We start from the raw sequence: 17,590 nt of genomic DNA, 5'->3' as shown, positions 1-17,590 counted from the left end.
ACGGTGGACCCTCCCAGCCGGAAGGAGCCCGCCCCCATGCCCGCTCAGCAGGCCCCCGCCGGGGACGACGACCGCGACCAGCCCCAGGCCTCACTCTGGGAGCGGCTCGACCGCCCGGCCCCCGCACCGCGCACCGCCCTGACCCCGCACCGGATCGCCGAGGCCGCCGTCGCCCTCGCCGACGCCGAGGGCCTGGACGCCGTCACCATGCGCCGCCTGGCCACCGCCCTCGGCGTCGCCCCGATGGCCGCCTACCGGTACGTCTCCGGCAAGGACGAACTCATCGAGCTGATGGTCGACTTCGTCTACGGTCGGCTCCCGCTGGACACCCCCGCCGTCGGCTGGCGCGGAGCCATGCGCTCACTCGCCGTCCACCTGCGCGCGATGAACCTCGCCCACCCCTGGATGGTCCGGGCGGCCACCCCGTTCTCCCTCACCCCCAACCAACTCGCCGTTCCCGAGCGGTCCTTCGCCGCCCTCGCCGAGCACGGCCTGGACGCCGACACCACCATGGCGATCTTCCGCACCGTCGCCGGCTACGTCCACGGCTCGGTCGCCTCCGAAGTCGCCCTGGCCGCCCTGCGCCGCGACCACAACTGGTCCGACGGCGACGAGACCCGCGCCGGCCTGGCCCCCCGGATGACCTACCTGATGGGCACCGGCCGCTACCCCGCCTACCAGCAGTACCTCCACCAGGCCACCCGCAAGGACGACCCCGCCTGGCACTTCGAAACCGGCCTCGACTGCGTCCTCGACGGCATCGCCACCCACTTCGGCATCTGACTCCCGGTTTCCCCGCTTGGATCACGGTGCCCGGTCGGCCCACCCCGCTGCGCGGGAAGTCGGCCGGTCCGGCTTCCCGCGCAGCCCGGCGGCTACCGCCTACTGGGGAGGGTCAGGAACGCCAGGCCGCCCGCCAGCACCGCGAGGCCGCACCAGGAGAGCGCCGGGAGCCGCTCGCCCAGGGCGGCGACGCCGAGGACGGCGGCGACCGCGGGTTCGGCGAGGGTGAGGGCGGTGGCGGTCTGGGCGGAGGTGTGACGCAGGCCGTGGCCGAACAGCCGGTAGGCGAGGAAGGTGGTGACGACTCCGAGGTGCAGGACGATGCCGGCGCCGCGCGCCGAGAGCAGCCGGCCCAGCGGCTCCAGCACGAGCACGGGCAGCACCAGTACCGCCGCGCCGCCGAACATCGCGCCCATCACCCCGCCGGACGGGTGCCCGGCGGTGATCAGCCGCCCGGCGATCAGCGAGTACACCGCGTAGGAGAGCCCGGAGAGCGCCGCCAGCAGCACCCCGACGGGGTCCACCGCCCGGCCGCCGCCGGTGAGTTCGGGCCCGAGCACCAGCACCCCGCAGCCGAGCACGGCCAGTGCCGTGGCCCCGGCCCACCGGCCGCTCGGGCGCCCCTGCCGGGCGAGCCATCCGAGGAGACCGGTGAACACCGGCGCGCCCCCGAGGGCGATCACCGTGGAGACGGCGACTCCGGTGCGGGGCACCGCCGGGTAGAAGGTGAGCGGGTACCCCACCACGGCCACCGCCCCGGCCGCCAGTAGCCACCGCTCACGCGCCCCGCACCTCCGGGGCAGCGACCAGGCGGCACGGTCGGTGAGGAACAGCAGCAGCCCGCCGAGCACCAGGGCGGCGGCCCCGATCCCCACCGCCGGAGCACCCCCGGGCGCCAGTGAACTGGCCGTCCCGGTGGTGCCCCACAGCAGGGCGCTGGCCAGGATCGGCACCGGCCCGTCGATCGGGCGGGTACGGCGGGGAGCGGGGGCCAGGAGAGCACGCGCAGGCGCGGGCAAACGATTCGGCACAGTCGTGAACTTCCGTCGTCGAAGACCGTCAAGGGGACAGGTTCCGAGAACGGGCGCGCGCCACAGGCCCCCTGAACGGGGCTGCGGGGATCAAGCCACCGAAGCGAGCGCCCGATCAGGCGCCGAGCGGTGGCAGTACGACGTGCCAGTACGAGTTCACGACCCCGATGGTACTCAGCCCGCGCAGGAAGTCGACGGGCCCGACTTCCTGCGCAGGTGCGGAAGGGTCAGTCGTGCGGGTTCACCGGAGTGGGAAGGGCGAGTTCGCACCAGGTGGTCTTGCCGATGCAGCCCTCGCCGCGCGGGTGGGCACCCCAGGAGGTAGCAAGGGCGGCGACGAGTTCCAGGCCCCGGCCGGACTCGTCGTCGGGAGCGGCGTGGCGGGGGACGGGCAGGTCGGGGCTCGCGTCGGAGACCTCGACGCGGAGGAGGGTGGGGGTGGGGAGGACGAGGCGGACGCCGATCAGGCGGTCGCGCGGGCCCCTGGCGTGGCGGCAGGCGTTGGTGACGAGTTCGCTGAGGAGGAGCAGGGCGATCTCGGCGGACTCGACGTCGATCTGCCACTCGAAGGCCTGCCGGAGGAGCCGGATCCGAGCGCGGCTCGCACTTCGGGGGTGGCGGGGGAGCATCCACTCGACGACGTCGACGGGCTGAGTGATCATCAGAATCCTTGAGGGGGGGGAGGCAAGGAGGCCTTCACTCACAAGAACGAGTTCGGCCATTTCGCTCTTCAAGGGTCGGCAGGCGGGCATAGCCTCAGGAGTAACGCCGCTGGTACAGCGAGAGCTTGAACCGCCCTTTGACCAGGGCAGGGAGGGGCACGGAGCCGTGGGGACGCCGAAGCAGAACCCGATGTCGTGGAGCTACTGCGGCGATCAGCTCAAGCGGTGGCGTGAAAAGGCGGGCGTGACCCGGGAGCAGTTGAGCCAGGCGGCCAACTACGACATCGAGAGCGTGCGGTCGATGGAGGCGGGGAGGCGGAAGCCCTCGCTCAAGTTGCTCCAGGTCGCGGATGAGTTGTGCGACGCGAGGGGGATGCTGGTCGGGGCCGTCGAGTTCCTGAAGCCGGAGAAGTTCCCGTCCTACTTGCAGGGCTACACGGACGCCGAGGACGTGGCGATCGCGATCCACACGTACGAGGCCCTACTCATCCCGGGTTTGCTTCAGACCGAGGAATACGCCCGGGAGTTGATCAGCCACGTCTGCCCACCGCTGGACGACGAGACGGTCGAAGCGCGAGTCGTAGGTCGGATGCAGCGCCAGGAGAAGCTGAGGCATTCGCCGACAGTGCTGTTTGGTTTCGTGATCTACGAAGCGGCGCTGCGTGCGAAAGTCGGCAGTTCAGCTCTAATGAAGAGGCAGCTCACACACATCATCGAGATGAGCGCTCTGCGCAATGTCTCTGTCCAGGCACTCCCTGCGAACCGTGCGGCATATCCGGCACTCACGGGCCCAATCATCCTGCTGGAAACTGCCGATCACGAACAGCTGGCCTACGTAGAGGGGCACCGAACTGGCGTGTTGCACGCCGATCCGGACAAGGTCAACGTGCTCACACAACGACATGGCATGATCCGCATGCAGGCCCTCAGCACCGAGGAGTCCGCAGAGTTCATCAGAGAGGTCGCGGAGGAGCTATGAGCGCTGGGGCCAACTGGTTCAAGTCCAGCTACAGCAACGACGATGGCGGAGCTTGCGTCGAGGTCGCCTCCTGTCCGTCCGCCATCCACGTCCGGGACTCCAAGGACAAGGCCGGCCCGACCCTCACCTTCTCGCCCGAGGCCTGGTCCGCCTTCGTCTCGTTCGCCTCCGAAGCTCAAGCGGCACCGGCCGAGTGACCTTTTAGTCGAACGGGTGGGTAACCACCTTCCAACCACCCCTGCACGCAGCAGATATGACTTATCGTCATGACTTCGCCACAGCCGGTCCCCCCGTGTAGCGTGCGCAGCAACGAAACAACCCCCGCCGGTGCTACCAACACCGAACGGGGGTCTGACCGGCACGATCGAAAGAGACTCGATCCTGTGGCTACCCACGACTCTACCGCCATGGCCGCGCCCGGATACGGCAAGCAGTCCGCCCCGGAGCAACTCCCCCGTTCCGCCGCCGACTTCTCCCACCTCCCGGCACGCGAGGCATACCTCGCCTCGCTCATCGACCACCTCCCCGACGGCGCCGCGATGGACGTCAAGACCCTCGCCGCCCTCCAGCCCCACTACGGGCAGATGGCCTGCCGCACGGTGCTCAACAACCTCTCCACCGCAGGTCACCTGCGCCGTGTCCGCGAGCGCCTCGAATCCAGGAACTGCCGCTGGGTGTTCCGCACCTACTTCTCCCGCACCCCTCGCTCCGACGCGTGGTGGACGCGCTTCATCACCACCGGCAACACCGGCGAGGCGTCAACGTCCGGAGCACCCGATCCCCCCGAGGAGCGAAAGCTCAACCGCACTTCGCCCACCTCGGCGGCCTACGCGGCCCTCGCCGGCCTCGGCCTCGCCGACGCCCGCCTCGCGCTCTCCGCCGCCGACTGCACCGCCCTGGAGCCGCTCGCGGCCGAGTGGCTGGCCCGGGGCACCACCCCGGCCCTCTTCACCGCCGCCCTCACCGCAGGCCTGCCGCCGGACGGCGTCCACAGCCCGGCGGCCTTCACCCGCCGACGCCTGCTCGACAAGATGCCCCCGGAACGACCCCTCCCGGAGCCTCCCACCACCCGCATCGTCGAGTGCACGGACTGCCGCATCCCCTGCCGCCCGCACGCCCTCCTCGGCGGCCTCTGCCGCGCCTGCCGTGGCACTCCGACGCCTCCGCCGCTCCACCCCCGGCGCCTCTCCGCCGCCGCCGTCCGCGCCCACGCCGCCCGGACCCGGCAAGCGATGATCACATCGCCGAGATCGTGAATATTCACAGGCCACACCGTGAACCTATGCAAAATCCAAAGGTGAACTAGGTTACAAACCTTGTAATCCAAGACGCCCGGTTTGCCCACATGCTGAGATCCGTGCAATAGTCAGGACATCGAGACCTCGGCGGGCCCGACCTGGCACCGCCGACGCCCATCGCGCGACACGCACCCCCTTGGCCGCGCGATGACTTGCAGGGGCCCCCACCGCCGACCACGGCGATTCCGGGGGCCCTGCGCGTATCCGGACCCGGGGCCCGGCCCCTCAGTGCCGCTCGCGCACCTTCAGCTCGAACCAGACGCCCTTGCCCCGCGGCAGCAGGTCCGCCCCCCAGCGGTCGGCGAGGTCGTCGACGATCCTCAGCCCGCGCCCGCGCTCGTTCACCGGCCGGGGCTCGGCCAGGATCATGCAGGGCAGCGCCCGGGAGGAGTCCCGGACCTCGACCCGCAGCCAGCCGGGCTTGCGGCTGACGTGCAGTCCGATGGTGCGCCCGGCGGCGTGCCGCACGGCGTTGGAGACCAGCTCGCTGGTGAGCAACTCACCGGCCTCCAGGTGCTGGTGCAGCTCCCAGGACTCCAGGACGTTGAGCACCAGCCGGCGGGCCACCGGCCCGGACTCCGGGCGGGACGGCAGCCGCACCTCGTTGGGCGCGGACTGGTCGCACAGTCTGGCGGAGTACATCGCCTGCAACTCCTCGGAGCTGAGCCCTTCCAGCGCCGAGAGCGCACCCTGGACGTCGATCCACGACGCCTGCGCGACCACGCCGGCCGCGGGAACCGATGTCTGATCTGCTTCGCCCCAACCCGCCATGCGGTCCATCATTGCGGAACGCAAGCGGGCGCGTACGGACAATGAGCAAACGATCTCGCCCGCGTCGGCATATGCCGCATGCAAGAAGGGGCCGACCCGAGCCGACCGAAGTCAAGCCCGGGTTGACCCCAAGCAGCCCCTACCAGGCGGTTACCACTTGCTCCACGGCAGGTTCCAGCCGCTCAGCCCGTTCGCCGGGTCGAGCGTCTCCTTCTTGGTGGAGTTCTTCACGGTGACGACGTCGCCGACCAGGGTGCCCGCGTAGAACTTGCCCATCGAGGTGGACTCCCCGCCGCCCTTGACGTCGCGCAGGCCCACGCAGCCGTGGCTGACGTTGTCCTCGCCGAAGGCGGAGCCGCTCCAGTAGTTGCCGTGCACGTACGTCCCGCTGGTGGTCAGCCGGATCGAGTGCGGCACCTGGAGGTCGTACGGCGCGCCGGTCATGCCGGGCAGGGTGCTGGACTGCATCCGCACCGTGTCCTCCTTGGCCATGACCACCATCGTGCCGTTCCAGGTGGGGTGCTGGTCCGACCCGGAGGTGATGTCGATGTCGTTCGACTGCCCGTCCCGGACCACCGTCATCCTGTGCGCGGCGGCGTCAACCGTCGAGATCTGGGATCGCCCGATCGTGAAGGGCTCGTCCCGGTCGGCGCCGTACACCCCGGGGGCGATCTCCACGCTCTTGAGGCGGTACTGCACCGTCACCTTGGTGCCCGGCTTCCAGTACTGCTCCGGACGGAAGTCCAGCCGGCGGTCGTCGAACCAGTGGCCCTTGACCACGGTGCCGTTGTCGGTCTGGAAGGTGATGCCCTTGAGGACGGCGTCCTTGTTCTTGACGTCCTTGCTGAAGTCCACCGAGACGATCATGCCGACGCCGTAGGTGGCGTCGTTGTCGACGTTGTCGGAGGCCTTGGCCAGCGCCGCCGGGGTCAGCGTGGTGAAGCTGCTGTCCGCCGTGGCGACCGCGCCGTCGGCGTCCGCGGCCATCGCGCTGACCTGGTAGGCGGTGCCCACCGCGAGCCCGGTGGACGGGGTCCAGCTGGTGCCGTCCGCGGCGATCGTGCCGGGGACCTCCTTGCCGGTCTTGTCACTCACCTTGACGGTGGTCAGCTTGCCGCCCGTCGCACCGATCTTGAGCGCGCCCGGCGCCACGTCCACCGCGCCGTTCTTCGGCTCGATGCTCACCGCGGCCGTGGACACCTTCGACGGGTTCGGCGCCTTCGACGCGGAACCCGCGGGCGCCGACGCGGTGGCGCCCGCACCGGCCCCCAGATCGGCCTTGGCGGCACCGCTCCCGCTGCCGCCGCCGCTGCCACCGCACGCGGCGGTCAACGCCATCGCCCCGCCGACCAGACCGACGGCCACCACCCTGCGTATCGACCTCACGCCGATTCCCTCCCTTGCTCCCCGCGGTCACGACGGACCCGACCCATAGATGTGTCGAACCATGGGAAAGGTTGCGCCGTCCGAGGGACTTTCCGCCCCGAAAACCGGGCGGCCCGACCCCAACGAGTGAGGTGCGGGCCGCGCGGTGACGAGCCTGCCGGGCCTACCAGTTGGCCCAGGACACGTTCCAGCCGCCCAGCCCGTTGGAGGGCGAGACGGTCTTCTCCTTGGTGTTCACGATCTTCACGACGTCGCCGACCATCGAGTCGTTGTAGAACTTGCCGGCGACCGAGGAGTCGCTGCCGCCCTTCACGTCCTGCATCGAGATGCACCCGTGGCTGCCGTTGGACTTGCCGAACGGGCTGGACCAGTAGTTGCCGTGCAGGAAGGTGCCGGAGGTGGTCAGCCGCATCGCGTGCGGCACGTCCTGGATGTCGTACTCGCCGCCGAGACCGACGGTCTGCGAGTTCATCCGGGTGACCTTCTCCTTGTCCATGATCACCATCGTCCCGCCCCAGGACGGCGTCGCGTCCGCGCCCAGGGTGACCGGCAGGGTGGTGCTCTTGCCGTCCCGCTCGACCGTCATCTGGTGCGACTTGGCGTCCGCGGTGGAGATCATCGAGCGGCCGATGGTGAACGGCTCGTCCTTGTCCACGTCGCCGTAGACGCCCGGTGCGACCTCGACGCTCTTCAGCCGGTACTTGATGGTCACCTTGGTGCCCGGCTTCCAGTACTCCTCCGGACGGAAGTCCACCCGGCGGTTGTCGAACCAGTGGCCCTTGACCACGGTGCCGTTGTCGGTCTCGAAGGTGATGCCCTTGAGGACGGCGTCCTTGTTCTTGACGTCCTTGTTGAAGCCCACCGAGACGATCATGCCGACGCCGTAGGTGGAACCGTCGGCGATGTTGTCGTTGGTGGAGACCTTCTTGTCCGGCGTCAGCGTGGTGAACGAGGTGGTGGACGCGGCCACCAGGCCGGCGTCGTCCTTCGCCTGGGCGTTCACCTTGTACGCCATGCCGACGGCGAGCGCCGCCGCCGGCTTCCAGCCGGTGCCGTCCGCGGTGATCGCGCCCTCGACCGGCTTGCCGTTCTTGTCGGTCACCTCGACCGTGGTCAGCTTGCCGTTCGACACCGACACCTGCAGCCCGCTCGGCGCGACGTCCTGGGCACCGTCCTTCGGCTCGACCGCGAGCACGGCCGCCGAGGCCTTCGGCGTGGCCGAGCCGCCGCCCGCGGCCGTCCCGTTCGCGTCCGCCGGCGCCGTCGCGGCGGCGTCGCCCGACGTCCCGCCCTTGTCGTCGTTGCAGGCCGCCGTGAGCAGCAGCACCCCACCCATGACCAGTGCCGTCGCACCGCGGCGTATCGCGGTGCCGGCCGTCTTCCCCGTCTTCACGGAATCTCCCCTCCCGGTATTCACTCAGTTGACGCGATGAGCGCCCCCGTGAGTTGCACCGGGCGCCGATCTTTCGCGCCGGGCCCCGACGCGCCGGAGCAGGATAACTGGGCCGTCTGAGTGAATTCCGGGGGGAGTGGGGTGGAGCCCGCGTGAACCGGGCGTGAAGGCGGTTACCGCAGGGCGCTCCCGGCCACCCACTGGTCCCACGGGACGTTCCAGCCGTTCAGCCCGTTCGACGGCGGCACGAAGTCCCCGGCCGAGGCCCGTACCTCCAGCACGTCCCCCGGGACGGTGTGCTCGAACAGCCAGCCCGCCGGGGTGTCCTTGCCGCCGCCCTTGGTGTCGGCCAGGCCGATGCAGCCGTGGCTGGTGTTGGCGGTGCCGAACACCCCGGGGTCGGCCCAGTAGTTGCCGTGCAGGAAGGTGCCGGAGGTGGTCAGCCGCATCGCGTGCGGGACGTCCTTGATGTCGTACTCGTCGCCCATGCCGACGGTCTGCGAGTTCATCCGGGTCAGCTTGTACTTCTCCGACACCACCATCACCCCCCGGTAGGTGGAGTGGTCGGGGCTGCCACCGGACACCTTGAGCACCCGCAGCACCTTGCCGCCCTGCCCGGCCCGGACGGTCAGGGTGTGCGCGTCGAGGTCCACGGTGGACACCTGCGCCCGGCCCACCGTGAAGTGCAGGTCCCGGCTCTGGCTGCCGAACTCCCCGGGCGCGCCCTGGACGTCCTTCAGCCGCAGCGCCACCGTCACCCTGGTACCGGCCGCCCAGTACTGCTGCGGACGGAAGTCCAGCCGCTGGTTGCCGAACCAGTGCGCCGCCACCGGCACCGGCGGGTCCGCACCGACCTGGACCGCCCGCTCCACCGCCGCCCGGTCGGTGATCGGGCGGCTGAACCGCAGCGAGACCGGCATCCCGACCCCGACCGTGGAACCGTCCTCCGGGGTGAAGAACGCCACGAAGGTGTGCGCCCGGGCCACCGTGGAGAACGCCGAGTGCTGGGCCGCCCGCTGCCCCTGGTCGTCCTCGGCGACCGCGTCCACCGTGAAGGCCGTCCCGAGCGGCAGCGGCCCCTCCGGCGACCAGCCGGTACCGTCCGCGCTGATCGCCCCCGGCAGCTCCACCCCCTTCGCGTCCGCCAGCCGCACGGACACCAGCCGCCCCTGGGCCACGGTCACCCGCACCGGCCCCTCCGGCGGCACGTCCTGCGCCCCGTCCGCGGGCACCGCGGTCAGCACCGCCCGGGACGGCGGCGCGGGCGCGGTGCGCGGACCACCCGGCACGGCGTCCCCCGCCGCCCCGCCCGGGGCCCCGCCCCCGCACCCGCTGAGCACGGCCAGACAGCACACCGCCGCCGCCACCCGCCGCGCCCACATCCCCACTCGGCGCCGCATCCCGGGGCCTCCCACTGTTCACGTCCGATGCGCCCGGCTCAACGAGACGCGGCCCGACGGGGACACGCCGGACGCCTCGGAATCCACCCCGCCACCCTCCGGCAAGCCCCCGTTCAGCCGCTTCCCCCCACCACAATCCGGGAAAGAGAAGGTGAACGGGGTCCGGGACACCCCGTCCAGGGAGGACACGACCATGGCGTCAGGGCAGGAGCTGGAAGCCGGGGCACGGCCGAACGGCGGCCCGCACACCGCCGAACCACCGTGGCCCGGCAGCTGGCAGCCACTCGGCGCCCGCTTCCGGACGGACCAGCACGGCGGCCCCGGCACCAACTTCGCACTCTGGGCGGCCGGCGCCGAGGCCGTCGACCTGTGCCTGTTCGACGAGGACGGCCGGGAGCACCGGCACCACCTCACCGAGCAGGACTTCCAGATCTGGCACGGCTTCCTGCCCGGCGTGCGCCCCGGCACCCGCTACGGCTTCCGGGTGCACGGCCGCTGGGACCCGTGGACGGGCGCCCGCTGGAACCCGGCGAAGCTGCTGCTCGACCCGTACGCCCGCGCCGTCGACGGCTCCTACACCTCCCACGACGCGACCTGCTCGGCCGTTCGCAACTGGCCCGAGGCCGACGTCGCCGACACCGTCCGGGACAACCGGGACTCCGCCCCCTACGTGCCCAGATCCGTGGTCGTCCACGACGACGACGACTGGTACGACGACCACCGCCCGAAGACCCCGTGGGCCGAGACGGTGCTCTACGAACTCCACGTGCGCGGCTTCACCATGCGCCACCCCGACATCCCGCCGCAGCTGCGCGGCACCTACGCGGGCCTGGCCCACCCCGCCGCGATCGCCCACCTCACCCGCCTCGGGGTGACGGCCGTCGAGCTGCTGCCGGTGCACCAGTACGCCAGCGAGGACCACCTCCAGGCCCGCGGCCTGGTCAACTACTGGGGCTACAACACCATCGGCTACTTCGCCCCGCACGCCGGCTACTCCGCCTCGGGCTCGCGCGGCGGCCAGGTCGGCGAGTTCAAGCGGATGGTCCGCGCCCTGCACGCCGCCGGGATCGAGGTGATCCTCGACGTGGTGTTCAACCACACCGCCGAGGGCGCCGAGCTGGGCCCGGCGCTGTCGCTGCGCGGCATCGACAACGCCGCCTACTACCGCCTCGCCCCGCACCGCCCGCGGAGCTACGCCGACTACACCGGCTGCGGCAACACCCTGGACACCCGCCGCCCGCAGGTGGTCCGGCTGATCACCGACTCGCTGCGCTACTGGGTCACCGAGATGGGCGTGGACGGCTTCCGCTTCGACCTGGCGACCGCCCTGGCCCGCGGCTCGGACGGCGTCGACATGGACCACCCGTTCCTCGCCGCGGTCTCCCAGGACCCCCTGTTGAGCCGGGTGAAACTGATCGCCGAGCCCTGGGACGTCGGCCCGGGCGGCTACCGGGTCGGCGGCTTCCCGCCGCTGTGGGCCGAGTGGAACGACCGCTACCGCGACACCGTACGGGACTTCTGGCGCGGCGCCCGCCCGGACGTCCGCGAGCTCGGCTACCGGCTGTCCGGCTCCTCCGACCTCTACCAGGGCGCCGGCCGCCGCCCGTACGCCTCCGTCAACTACGTGACCGCGCACGACGGTTTCACCCTGCGCGACCTGGTCTCCTACGACCGCAAGCACAACGAGGCCAACGGCGAGGCCAACCGGGACGGCACCGACGACAACCGCTCCTGGAACCACGGCACCGAAGGCGAGACCACCGACCCGGAGGTCAACGCCCTGCGGCTGCGCCAACTGCGCAACCTGATGGCCACGTTGCTGCTCTCCGCGGGCGTCCCGATGATCACCGCCGGGGACGAGCTGGGCCGCACCCAGGGCGGCAACAACAACGCCTACTGCCAGGACGGCGAGCTGAGCTGGCTGGACTGGTCGCTGCTGGAGCAGCCCGGCTGGCGGGAGCTGTGCGAGCTGACCGGCCGGCTGGTCCGGCTGCGCCGGGCCCACCCGGTGCTGCGCCGGCGGGCGTTCTTCTCCGGCCGGGCCGCCGTCCCCGGCGGACAGCCGGACCTCGCCTGGTTCACCCCGCTCGGCAAGGAGATGACCGAGGCGGACTGGTACGCCCCGACGGCCTGCCTGGGCATGCTGCTGTCCGGCACCGCGATGTCGGAACGGGACGACACCGGGCGCCCGTTGGCCGACGACAGCTTCCTGCTGCTGCTCAACGCGGGCCACGAACCGGCCGTGTTCACCCTGCCCGGGGAGCCCTGGGCCGAGCCGGAGGCCGCCTGGGAGACGGTGCTGGACACGGCCGCCGCGGGCACGGGTGAGCCGTACCCGCGGGGCGCGGTGGTGCTGGGCGGGCGCTCGCTGCAACTGCTGCGCGCCCCCGTCCACACCTAGCGGGCCGGCCGCCCGCGCCTGGCCCTGCCCCCCAGGGCCTCAGCCGCGGGCGTGCCCGACCTCGACGTTCTCCAGGACACCGATCGCGTCCGGCACCAGCACCGCCGCCGAGTAGTAGGTGCTGACCAGGTAGGAGGCGATCGCCTTCTCGTCGATGCCCATGAAACGGACGTTCAGGCCCGGCTCGACCTCGTCCGGGATGCCGACCTGGGTCAGGCCGACCACGCCCTGGTTCTCCTCGCCGACGCGCATCGCGATGAACGAGGTGGTCTGGTCGGCCGCCACCGGGATCTTGCCGCAGGTGAAGATCGGCACCCCGCGCCAGACCGGCCGCTGCTTGCCGAGGACGTCGACCGTGCCCGGGTAGATGCCGCGCTTGTTGCACTCCCGCTCGAAGGCGGCGATGGCCCGCGGGTGAGCGAACAGGTAGTCGGTGTCACGGCGCATGGCGAGCAGCTCGTCCAGGTCGTCCGGGGTGGGCGCGCCGGAGTGGGTCTGGATCCGCTGGTCGAAGTCGGCGTTGGCGAGCAGGCCGAACTCCGGGTTGTTGACGAGCTCGTACTCCTGCCGCTCGCGCAGCGCCTCGATGGTCAGCCGCAGCTGCTCCTCGGTCTGGTTCATCGGCTTGTTGTAGAGGTCGGCGACCCGGGTGTGGACCCTGAGGACGGTCTGGGCGACGCTCAACTCGTACTCGCGCGGCTCCAGTTCGTAGTCCACGAAGGCGCCGGGCAGCTCGAACTCGCCCTCGTGGCCGGCCGAGAGGTCGATCTCCGCCTCGCCGTGGGCGTTCTGCGCCTGGGCCGCGTCGGCGGCGAAGCCCAGCAGCTGCTCGCGCAGCGTCGCGGAGCGGTCGATCAGGTCCTGCAGCCGCGAGGCGTTCAGCGTCAGCGCGACGCCGGCGGTGGCGGCCTTCACGGTGTACGACCAGGTGCCGCCGGGCTCGGTGATCACCTCGTCGCCGACGTGGTCGCCGTCCGCGAGGGTGCCGAGCACCGTCTGCTCGCCGTACTTGCCGGTGCCGATCCGGTCGACCTTGCCGTGCGCGACCAGGAGCACCTCCTCGATCGGCGCCCCCTCCTGCACCAGGACCTCGCCCGCGGCGAAGTCCCGCTGCACGAACCGGCCGGCCAGTTCGGTGAGCACCTCCTGGTCCTGGTAACCGCGCAGCGCCGGAACCTCCGCCAGCGAGGGGGCGATGACCGTCACGGTGGACCCGGTCTTCGCGAAGCCCACCCGGCCGCGCCCGGCCGCGTAGCTCAACCGCCGGTTGACCCGGTACGTACCGGCGCTGACCTGCACCCACGGCAGCATCTTGAGCAGCCAGCGGGAGGTGATCTCCTGCATCTGCGGCTTCGACTTGGTCGTCGTCGCCAGATTGCGCGCGGCGGTGGTGCTGAGGCTGAGCCGGGCCCGCACCTGCACTCTCGCGGCCCCGGCGCCGGGGCCGGGGGTGGGGCCGGTGTCGACCGTCATGTCCGCACTCCTGTCACTCGCATCTCCATGGACATCCGTCAGGAGATGTAATCGGCCGTTCGGCAGGCGCTCGCAAGAGGCGCGCGGCGCACTCCTTCCTACACGAACGGATCCGCGCGCCCCCTTCGACTCGGGGCTGCTGTTCGCCCGCTCGCCTCCGGGGCTCCTTTGGCCCGGTGCCGACGGTCGGCGGGCGCTGCGCCCGGCCGGGTGGCCGGTTCTCGCCGGGCGGCGCCGACAGGGGCGAAAAACCGGATGAGAAGTGACGGTCTCTCTGCCTACCCTCACCGCGATGGCCGAGAACAGACAAGACGCCGACCGCCCGACCGGAAGCCACCGCTCCACGGTCCGCTCACTGCTGCGCCTGTGGCCGTACGCCCGGGCCGTGCGCGGCCGGCTGGTCGTCTCGGTGACGGCCGCCTCGCTCGCCATGATGAGCACCCTCGCCGTCCCGGTGGTGCTCGGCCGGATCGTCGACGGCCCGCTCGCCCGGCACGACCTCGCCGCGCTCTGGCCGCCGGTCGGCCTGCTGCTGCTCCTCGGTCTGGTCGAGGCCGCACTGTTCTACACCCGCCGGGTGGTCCTGTCCCGCCCCCTGGGCCGGCTGGAGGCGGCCATGCGCGCCGACCTCTACGCCAAGCTCCAGCGGCTGCCGGTCGCCTTCCACGACCGCTGGGGCTCCGGCCAGATGCTCTCCCGGGCCACCACCGACATGAACGCCATGCGGCTCTTCCTGGCCTTCCCGCTGGTGTTCCTGGTCGTCAACTCGGTGACTTTCCTGGCCGGCACCCTGCTGATGTTCGCCCAGGACTGGCGACTCGCCCTGATCGTGCTGCTGCCGGCCGCGCCGCTACTGGTCCTCACCCGGCGCTTCGAGGCCGGCTACTCGGTCACCGCCCGGCTCGCCCAGGACCAGAACGGCGACCTCGCCACCGTGGTCGAGGAGTCCGTCCTCGGCATCCGCATCCTCAAGGCCTTCGGCCGGCACCGCTCGATGGCCGAGCACTTCCGCGAACAGTCCCACCGGCTGCGCCGCACCGAACTGCGCAAGGCCCACCAGCTCGCCAACCTGTGGGCGGTCATCGTCGGCCTGCCGGAGATCGCCCTCGGCTGCGCCCTGGCCGTCGGCGCCTACCTGGTCGCCCACGACGAGCTGAGCGCCGGCACCCTGGTGGCCTTCCTGTCCACCGCGCTCGCCCTGCGCTGGCCGGTCGAGTCGCTCGGCTGGCTGCTGGCCTACGCCAACGAGGCCGCCACCGCCACCGACCGGTTCTTCGAGGTCATCGACGAACCCGAGCCCGAGGACGCGCCCGCCGCGCCCACCGTGCCCCCTGCGGGCAGCCCGGACGGCATCCGCTTCACCGGCGTCCGGTTCCGCTACCCCGACGCCCCCGACGGCACCCCCGACCTGCTGGCCGGCATCGACCTGCACATCCGCAGCGGCGAGACGATGGCCCTGGTCGGCGCCACCGGCAGCGGCAAGACCACGCTCACCGCGCTGCTCCCCCGGCTGTACGAGACCACCGGCGGCCGGATCACCCTGGACGGCCGGGACATCGCCGGACTGCCCCGGGAGGAGCTGCGCCGGCTGGTCTCGGTCGCCTTCGAGGAACCCACCCTGTTCTCCGCCACCGTCCGGGAGAACGTCCTGATGGGCGCCCCCGGCGCGGACGACCGGCAGCTGACCGCCGCCCTCGCCACCGCCCAGGCCGACTTCGTCGAGCGGCTCCCGGCCGGGGTGGGGACCGAGGTCGGCGAGCAGGGCCTGAGCCTGTCCGGCGGGCAGCGCCAGCGCCTCGCCCTGGCCCGCGCGGTGGTCGGCGACCCGCCCTTCCTGGTGCTGGACGACCCGCTGTCCGCCCTGGACGTGCACACCGAGGCGCTGGTCGAGCGGGCGCTGCGCGAGGTGCTGGGCACCACCACCGCGCTGGTGGTCGCCCACCGTCCCAGCACCGTGCTGCTCGCCGACCGGGTCGCGGTGCTCGCGGACGGCCGGATCGAGGCCGTCGGCACCCACCAGGAACTGCTGCGGGACTGCCCGCACTACCGCGAACTGATGTCGGGCGAGGCCGCCCTCGTACCCGAGGGCCCCTTCGTCGCCGAGAAGGAGCCCACCCGATGACCACCACCGTCGAGTCCGCCGGAGCGGAGTCGCTCGGCGCGGAGCCCGCCGGGGCGGAGCCCGCCGAGGAGGAGCTGCCCCCGCCCCCCGCCGACGAGGACGACATCCCCGTCCCGCCCGGCGCGCCGCGGGCGCTGCTGCGCTCGCTGCTCGGCGCGCACCGGGCCCGGATCGCCGTCGCGATGGTGGTGATCCTGGTCCAGCAGGCCGCCCTGCAGTCCGGCCCGCTGCTGGTCGCGGTGGCGATGGACCGCGGCATCCCGGCGCTGCGCGCGCACGACTCCGGTCCGCTGGTGGCGGTGGTGGCCGGTTACCTGTTCTGCGCGCTGCTCAGCCCGGTGCTGCAGTGGACGTTCATCAAGATCAGCGCCCGGGTGAACCAGGACGTCCTGCTGGACCTGCGCGGCCGGATCTTCCGGCACGCCCAGCGGCTCAGCCTGGACTTCCACGAGCGCTACACCTCGGGCCGGATCATCTCCCGGGCCACCAGTGACATCGACGCGCTGCGCGAGCTGCTCTCCGAGGGCCTCCAGGAGCTGCTGACCGTCTTCCTGTCGGTCTGCTACATCTCGGTGCTGCTGGTGGTGCTGGACTGGCGGCTCGGCCTGGCCTCGCTGGTGGCCTTCCTGCCGCTGGCCCTGATCGCCCACTCGTTCCGCACCCGCTCCCGGCGGGTCTACCGCCGCTCGCGAACGGCCGCCGCCTCGATGATCGTGCGCTTCACCGAGACCATGAACGGCATCCGCCCGGTGCAGGCCTTCCGCCGCGAGCAGGCCAACGACGCCGCCTTCGGGGTGGTCAACCGGCAGTCGTCCACCGCCAACGCGGAGGGCTTCCTGGAACTCGCCCGGTACGTCGGGCTGTCCCGGGCCACCGCCAACGTCTGGTTCACCGGCATCGTGCTGCTGGGCGCCTGGCTGGTCTCCGACGACGCGCTGGAACTGGGCGTGCTGACCGCCTTCGCGCTCTACCTGCGCCGCCTGTTCGACCCGCTCGACCAGCTGGCGATGTTCCTGAACAGCTACCAGGCCGCCGCCGCGGCCCTGGAGAAGATCGCCGGCCTGCTCGCCCACGAGCCGACCGTCGCCGAGCCGGCCGAGCCGGTGGAGCTGCCGCAGGCCGCGGGGAAGGGCCGCGAGGTCTCCTTCGAAGCAACGCGCTTCGCCTACCGCACCGGCAAGGAGGTGCTGCCGCCCTTCGACCTGCTGATCCCGGCCGGGCAGACGGTCGCGGTGGTCGGGGCGACCGGCGCCGGCAAGTCGACGGTCGCCAAGCTGCTGGCCCGTTTCTACGACCCGACCGAGGGCCGGATCCGGCTGGACGGCGTGGACCTGCGCGACCTCGCCACCCCGGACCTGCGGCGCGGGGTGGTGATGGTGACCCAGGAGTCCTTCCTGTTCTCCGGCACCGTCGCCGAGAACATCGCGATCGGCCGCCCGGGCGCCACCCGCGCCGAGGTCGAGCAGGCCACCCGGGACATCGGCGCGTACGAGTTCATCGCCGCGCTCCCGGACGGCTTCGATACCGACGTGCGCAAGCGCGGCGGCCGGATCTCGGCCGGTCAGCGCCAGCTGGTCGCCTTCGCCCGCGCCCTGCTGGCCGACCCGGCCGTGCTGATCCTGGACGAGGCGACCAGCTCGCTGGACGTGCCCGGCGAGCAGGCCGTGCAGCGGGCGATGCGCACGGTGCTGGCCGGCCGCACCGCGATGATCATCGCCCACCGGCTCTCCACCGTGGAGATCGCCGACCGGGTGCTGGTGATGGACCAGGGCCGGATCGTCGAGGACGGCTCCCCGCAGCAGCTGATCGACCGCGCGGGGCGTTTCGCCACCCTGCATCGTGCCTGGCGGGACAGCCTGGTGTAGAACTCCCCCAGTGGTGCCCGTCCAGG

Annotated in this window: 14 protein-coding genes; 7 read left to right on the top strand and 7 right to left on the bottom strand. The window is 71.8% G+C overall.

Features of this window, described 5'->3' with window-relative positions; translation table 11 throughout:
* Positions 1-36 precede the first annotated feature (36 nt).
* Positions 37-783 carry a TetR/AcrR family transcriptional regulator gene (locus tag ACZ7BZ_RS17800; protein WP_470359109.1) on the top strand — a complete coding sequence of 249 codons (747 nt, stop codon included), beginning with the start codon at positions 37-39 and terminating at the stop codon, positions 781-783.
* Between the two features lie 92 nt (positions 784-875).
* Here ACZ7BZ_RS17800 and ACZ7BZ_RS17795 read toward each other — a convergent pair whose 3' ends face one another.
* Together ACZ7BZ_RS17795 and ACZ7BZ_RS17790 are read right to left on the bottom strand one after the other, a co-directional pair.
* Complete coding sequence (locus ACZ7BZ_RS17795; protein WP_470359108.1) at positions 876-1,736, bottom strand: DMT family transporter; 861 nt, start codon at positions 1,734-1,736, stop codon at positions 876-878.
* Positions 1,737-2,041: 305 nt separating this feature from the next.
* Positions 2,042-2,476 (bottom strand): ATP-binding protein, encoded by a 435-nt coding sequence (locus tag ACZ7BZ_RS17790; protein ID WP_470359107.1) that lies wholly within the window; start codon positions 2,474-2,476, stop codon positions 2,042-2,044.
* On the opposite strand from ACZ7BZ_RS17790, the gene ACZ7BZ_RS17785 reads away from it, so the two are divergent.
* The 3 genes from ACZ7BZ_RS17785 to ACZ7BZ_RS17775 all read left to right on the top strand — a co-directional run bounded on the left by ACZ7BZ_RS17785 (position 2,469) and on the right by ACZ7BZ_RS17775 (position 4,711).
* The gene (locus ACZ7BZ_RS17785) at positions 2,469-3,455 is read left to right on the top strand and encodes a helix-turn-helix domain-containing protein (RefSeq protein WP_470359106.1); all 987 of its coding nucleotides are present in this window, start codon (positions 2,469-2,471) and stop codon (positions 3,453-3,455) included. The two genes, ACZ7BZ_RS17790 and ACZ7BZ_RS17785, sit on opposite strands and share 8 nt — an antisense overlap.
* On the top strand, positions 3,452-3,652 hold the full coding sequence (locus tag ACZ7BZ_RS17780; RefSeq protein WP_470359105.1) for a DUF397 domain-containing protein: 201 nt from the start codon (positions 3,452-3,454) through the stop codon (positions 3,650-3,652). Before ACZ7BZ_RS17785 ends, ACZ7BZ_RS17780 begins: the two co-directional genes overlap by 4 nt.
* A gap of 210 nt (positions 3,653-3,862) precedes the next feature.
* Complete coding sequence (locus tag ACZ7BZ_RS17775; RefSeq protein WP_470359104.1) at positions 3,863-4,711, top strand: hypothetical protein; 849 nt, start codon at positions 3,863-3,865, stop codon at positions 4,709-4,711.
* A gap of 267 nt (positions 4,712-4,978) precedes the next feature.
* Here ACZ7BZ_RS17775 and ACZ7BZ_RS17770 read toward each other — a convergent pair whose 3' ends face one another.
* From ACZ7BZ_RS17770 to ACZ7BZ_RS17755, 4 genes are all read right to left on the bottom strand, one after another.
* Positions 4,979-5,476, bottom strand: a complete 498-nt coding sequence (locus tag ACZ7BZ_RS17770; protein ID WP_470359103.1) for an ATP-binding protein — start codon at positions 5,474-5,476, stop codon at positions 4,979-4,981.
* Positions 5,477-5,674: 198 nt separating this feature from the next.
* On the bottom strand, positions 5,675-6,910 hold the full coding sequence (locus ACZ7BZ_RS17765) for a L,D-transpeptidase (RefSeq protein WP_470359102.1): 1,236 nt from the start codon (positions 6,908-6,910) through the stop codon (positions 5,675-5,677).
* A 163-nt stretch (positions 6,911-7,073) separates the two neighbouring features.
* Positions 7,074-8,303 carry a L,D-transpeptidase gene (locus ACZ7BZ_RS17760; protein WP_470359101.1) on the bottom strand — a complete coding sequence of 410 codons (1,230 nt, stop codon included), beginning with the start codon at positions 8,301-8,303 and terminating at the stop codon, positions 7,074-7,076.
* A gap of 173 nt (positions 8,304-8,476) precedes the next feature.
* Entirely contained in the window at positions 8,477-9,703 is a 1,227-nt protein-coding gene (locus tag ACZ7BZ_RS17755) for a L,D-transpeptidase (protein WP_470359100.1), read from the bottom strand.
* A 193-nt stretch (positions 9,704-9,896) separates the two neighbouring features.
* Here ACZ7BZ_RS17755 and glgX point away from each other — a divergent pair, with 193 nt between their 5' ends.
* Complete coding sequence (glgX, locus tag ACZ7BZ_RS17750) at positions 9,897-12,104, top strand: glycogen debranching protein GlgX (RefSeq protein WP_470359099.1); 2,208 nt, start codon at positions 9,897-9,899, stop codon at positions 12,102-12,104.
* 39 nt (positions 12,105-12,143) lie between these two features.
* Here glgX and ACZ7BZ_RS17745 read toward each other — a convergent pair whose 3' ends face one another.
* The gene (locus ACZ7BZ_RS17745; protein ID WP_470359098.1) at positions 12,144-13,577 is read right to left on the bottom strand and encodes a family 2B encapsulin nanocompartment shell protein; all 1,434 of its coding nucleotides are present in this window, start codon (positions 13,575-13,577) and stop codon (positions 12,144-12,146) included.
* 292 nt (positions 13,578-13,869) lie between these two features.
* On the opposite strand from ACZ7BZ_RS17745, the gene ACZ7BZ_RS17740 reads away from it, so the two are divergent.
* Together ACZ7BZ_RS17740 and ACZ7BZ_RS17735 are read left to right on the top strand one after the other, a co-directional pair.
* Positions 13,870-15,699, top strand: a complete 1,830-nt coding sequence (locus ACZ7BZ_RS17740) for an ABC transporter ATP-binding protein (protein ID WP_470359097.1) — start codon at positions 13,870-13,872, stop codon at positions 15,697-15,699.
* On the top strand, positions 15,696-17,564 hold the full coding sequence (locus ACZ7BZ_RS17735) for an ABC transporter ATP-binding protein (protein ID WP_470359096.1): 1,869 nt from the start codon (positions 15,696-15,698) through the stop codon (positions 17,562-17,564). Before ACZ7BZ_RS17740 ends, ACZ7BZ_RS17735 begins: the two co-directional genes overlap by 4 nt.
* Positions 17,565-17,590 lie beyond the last annotated feature (26 nt).

The organism is Kitasatospora sp. NPDC036934 (assembly GCF_055608425.1).
The sequence above is the reverse complement of the archived record's forward strand: the minus strand, read 5'-3'. Positions and strand labels throughout refer to the sequence as shown.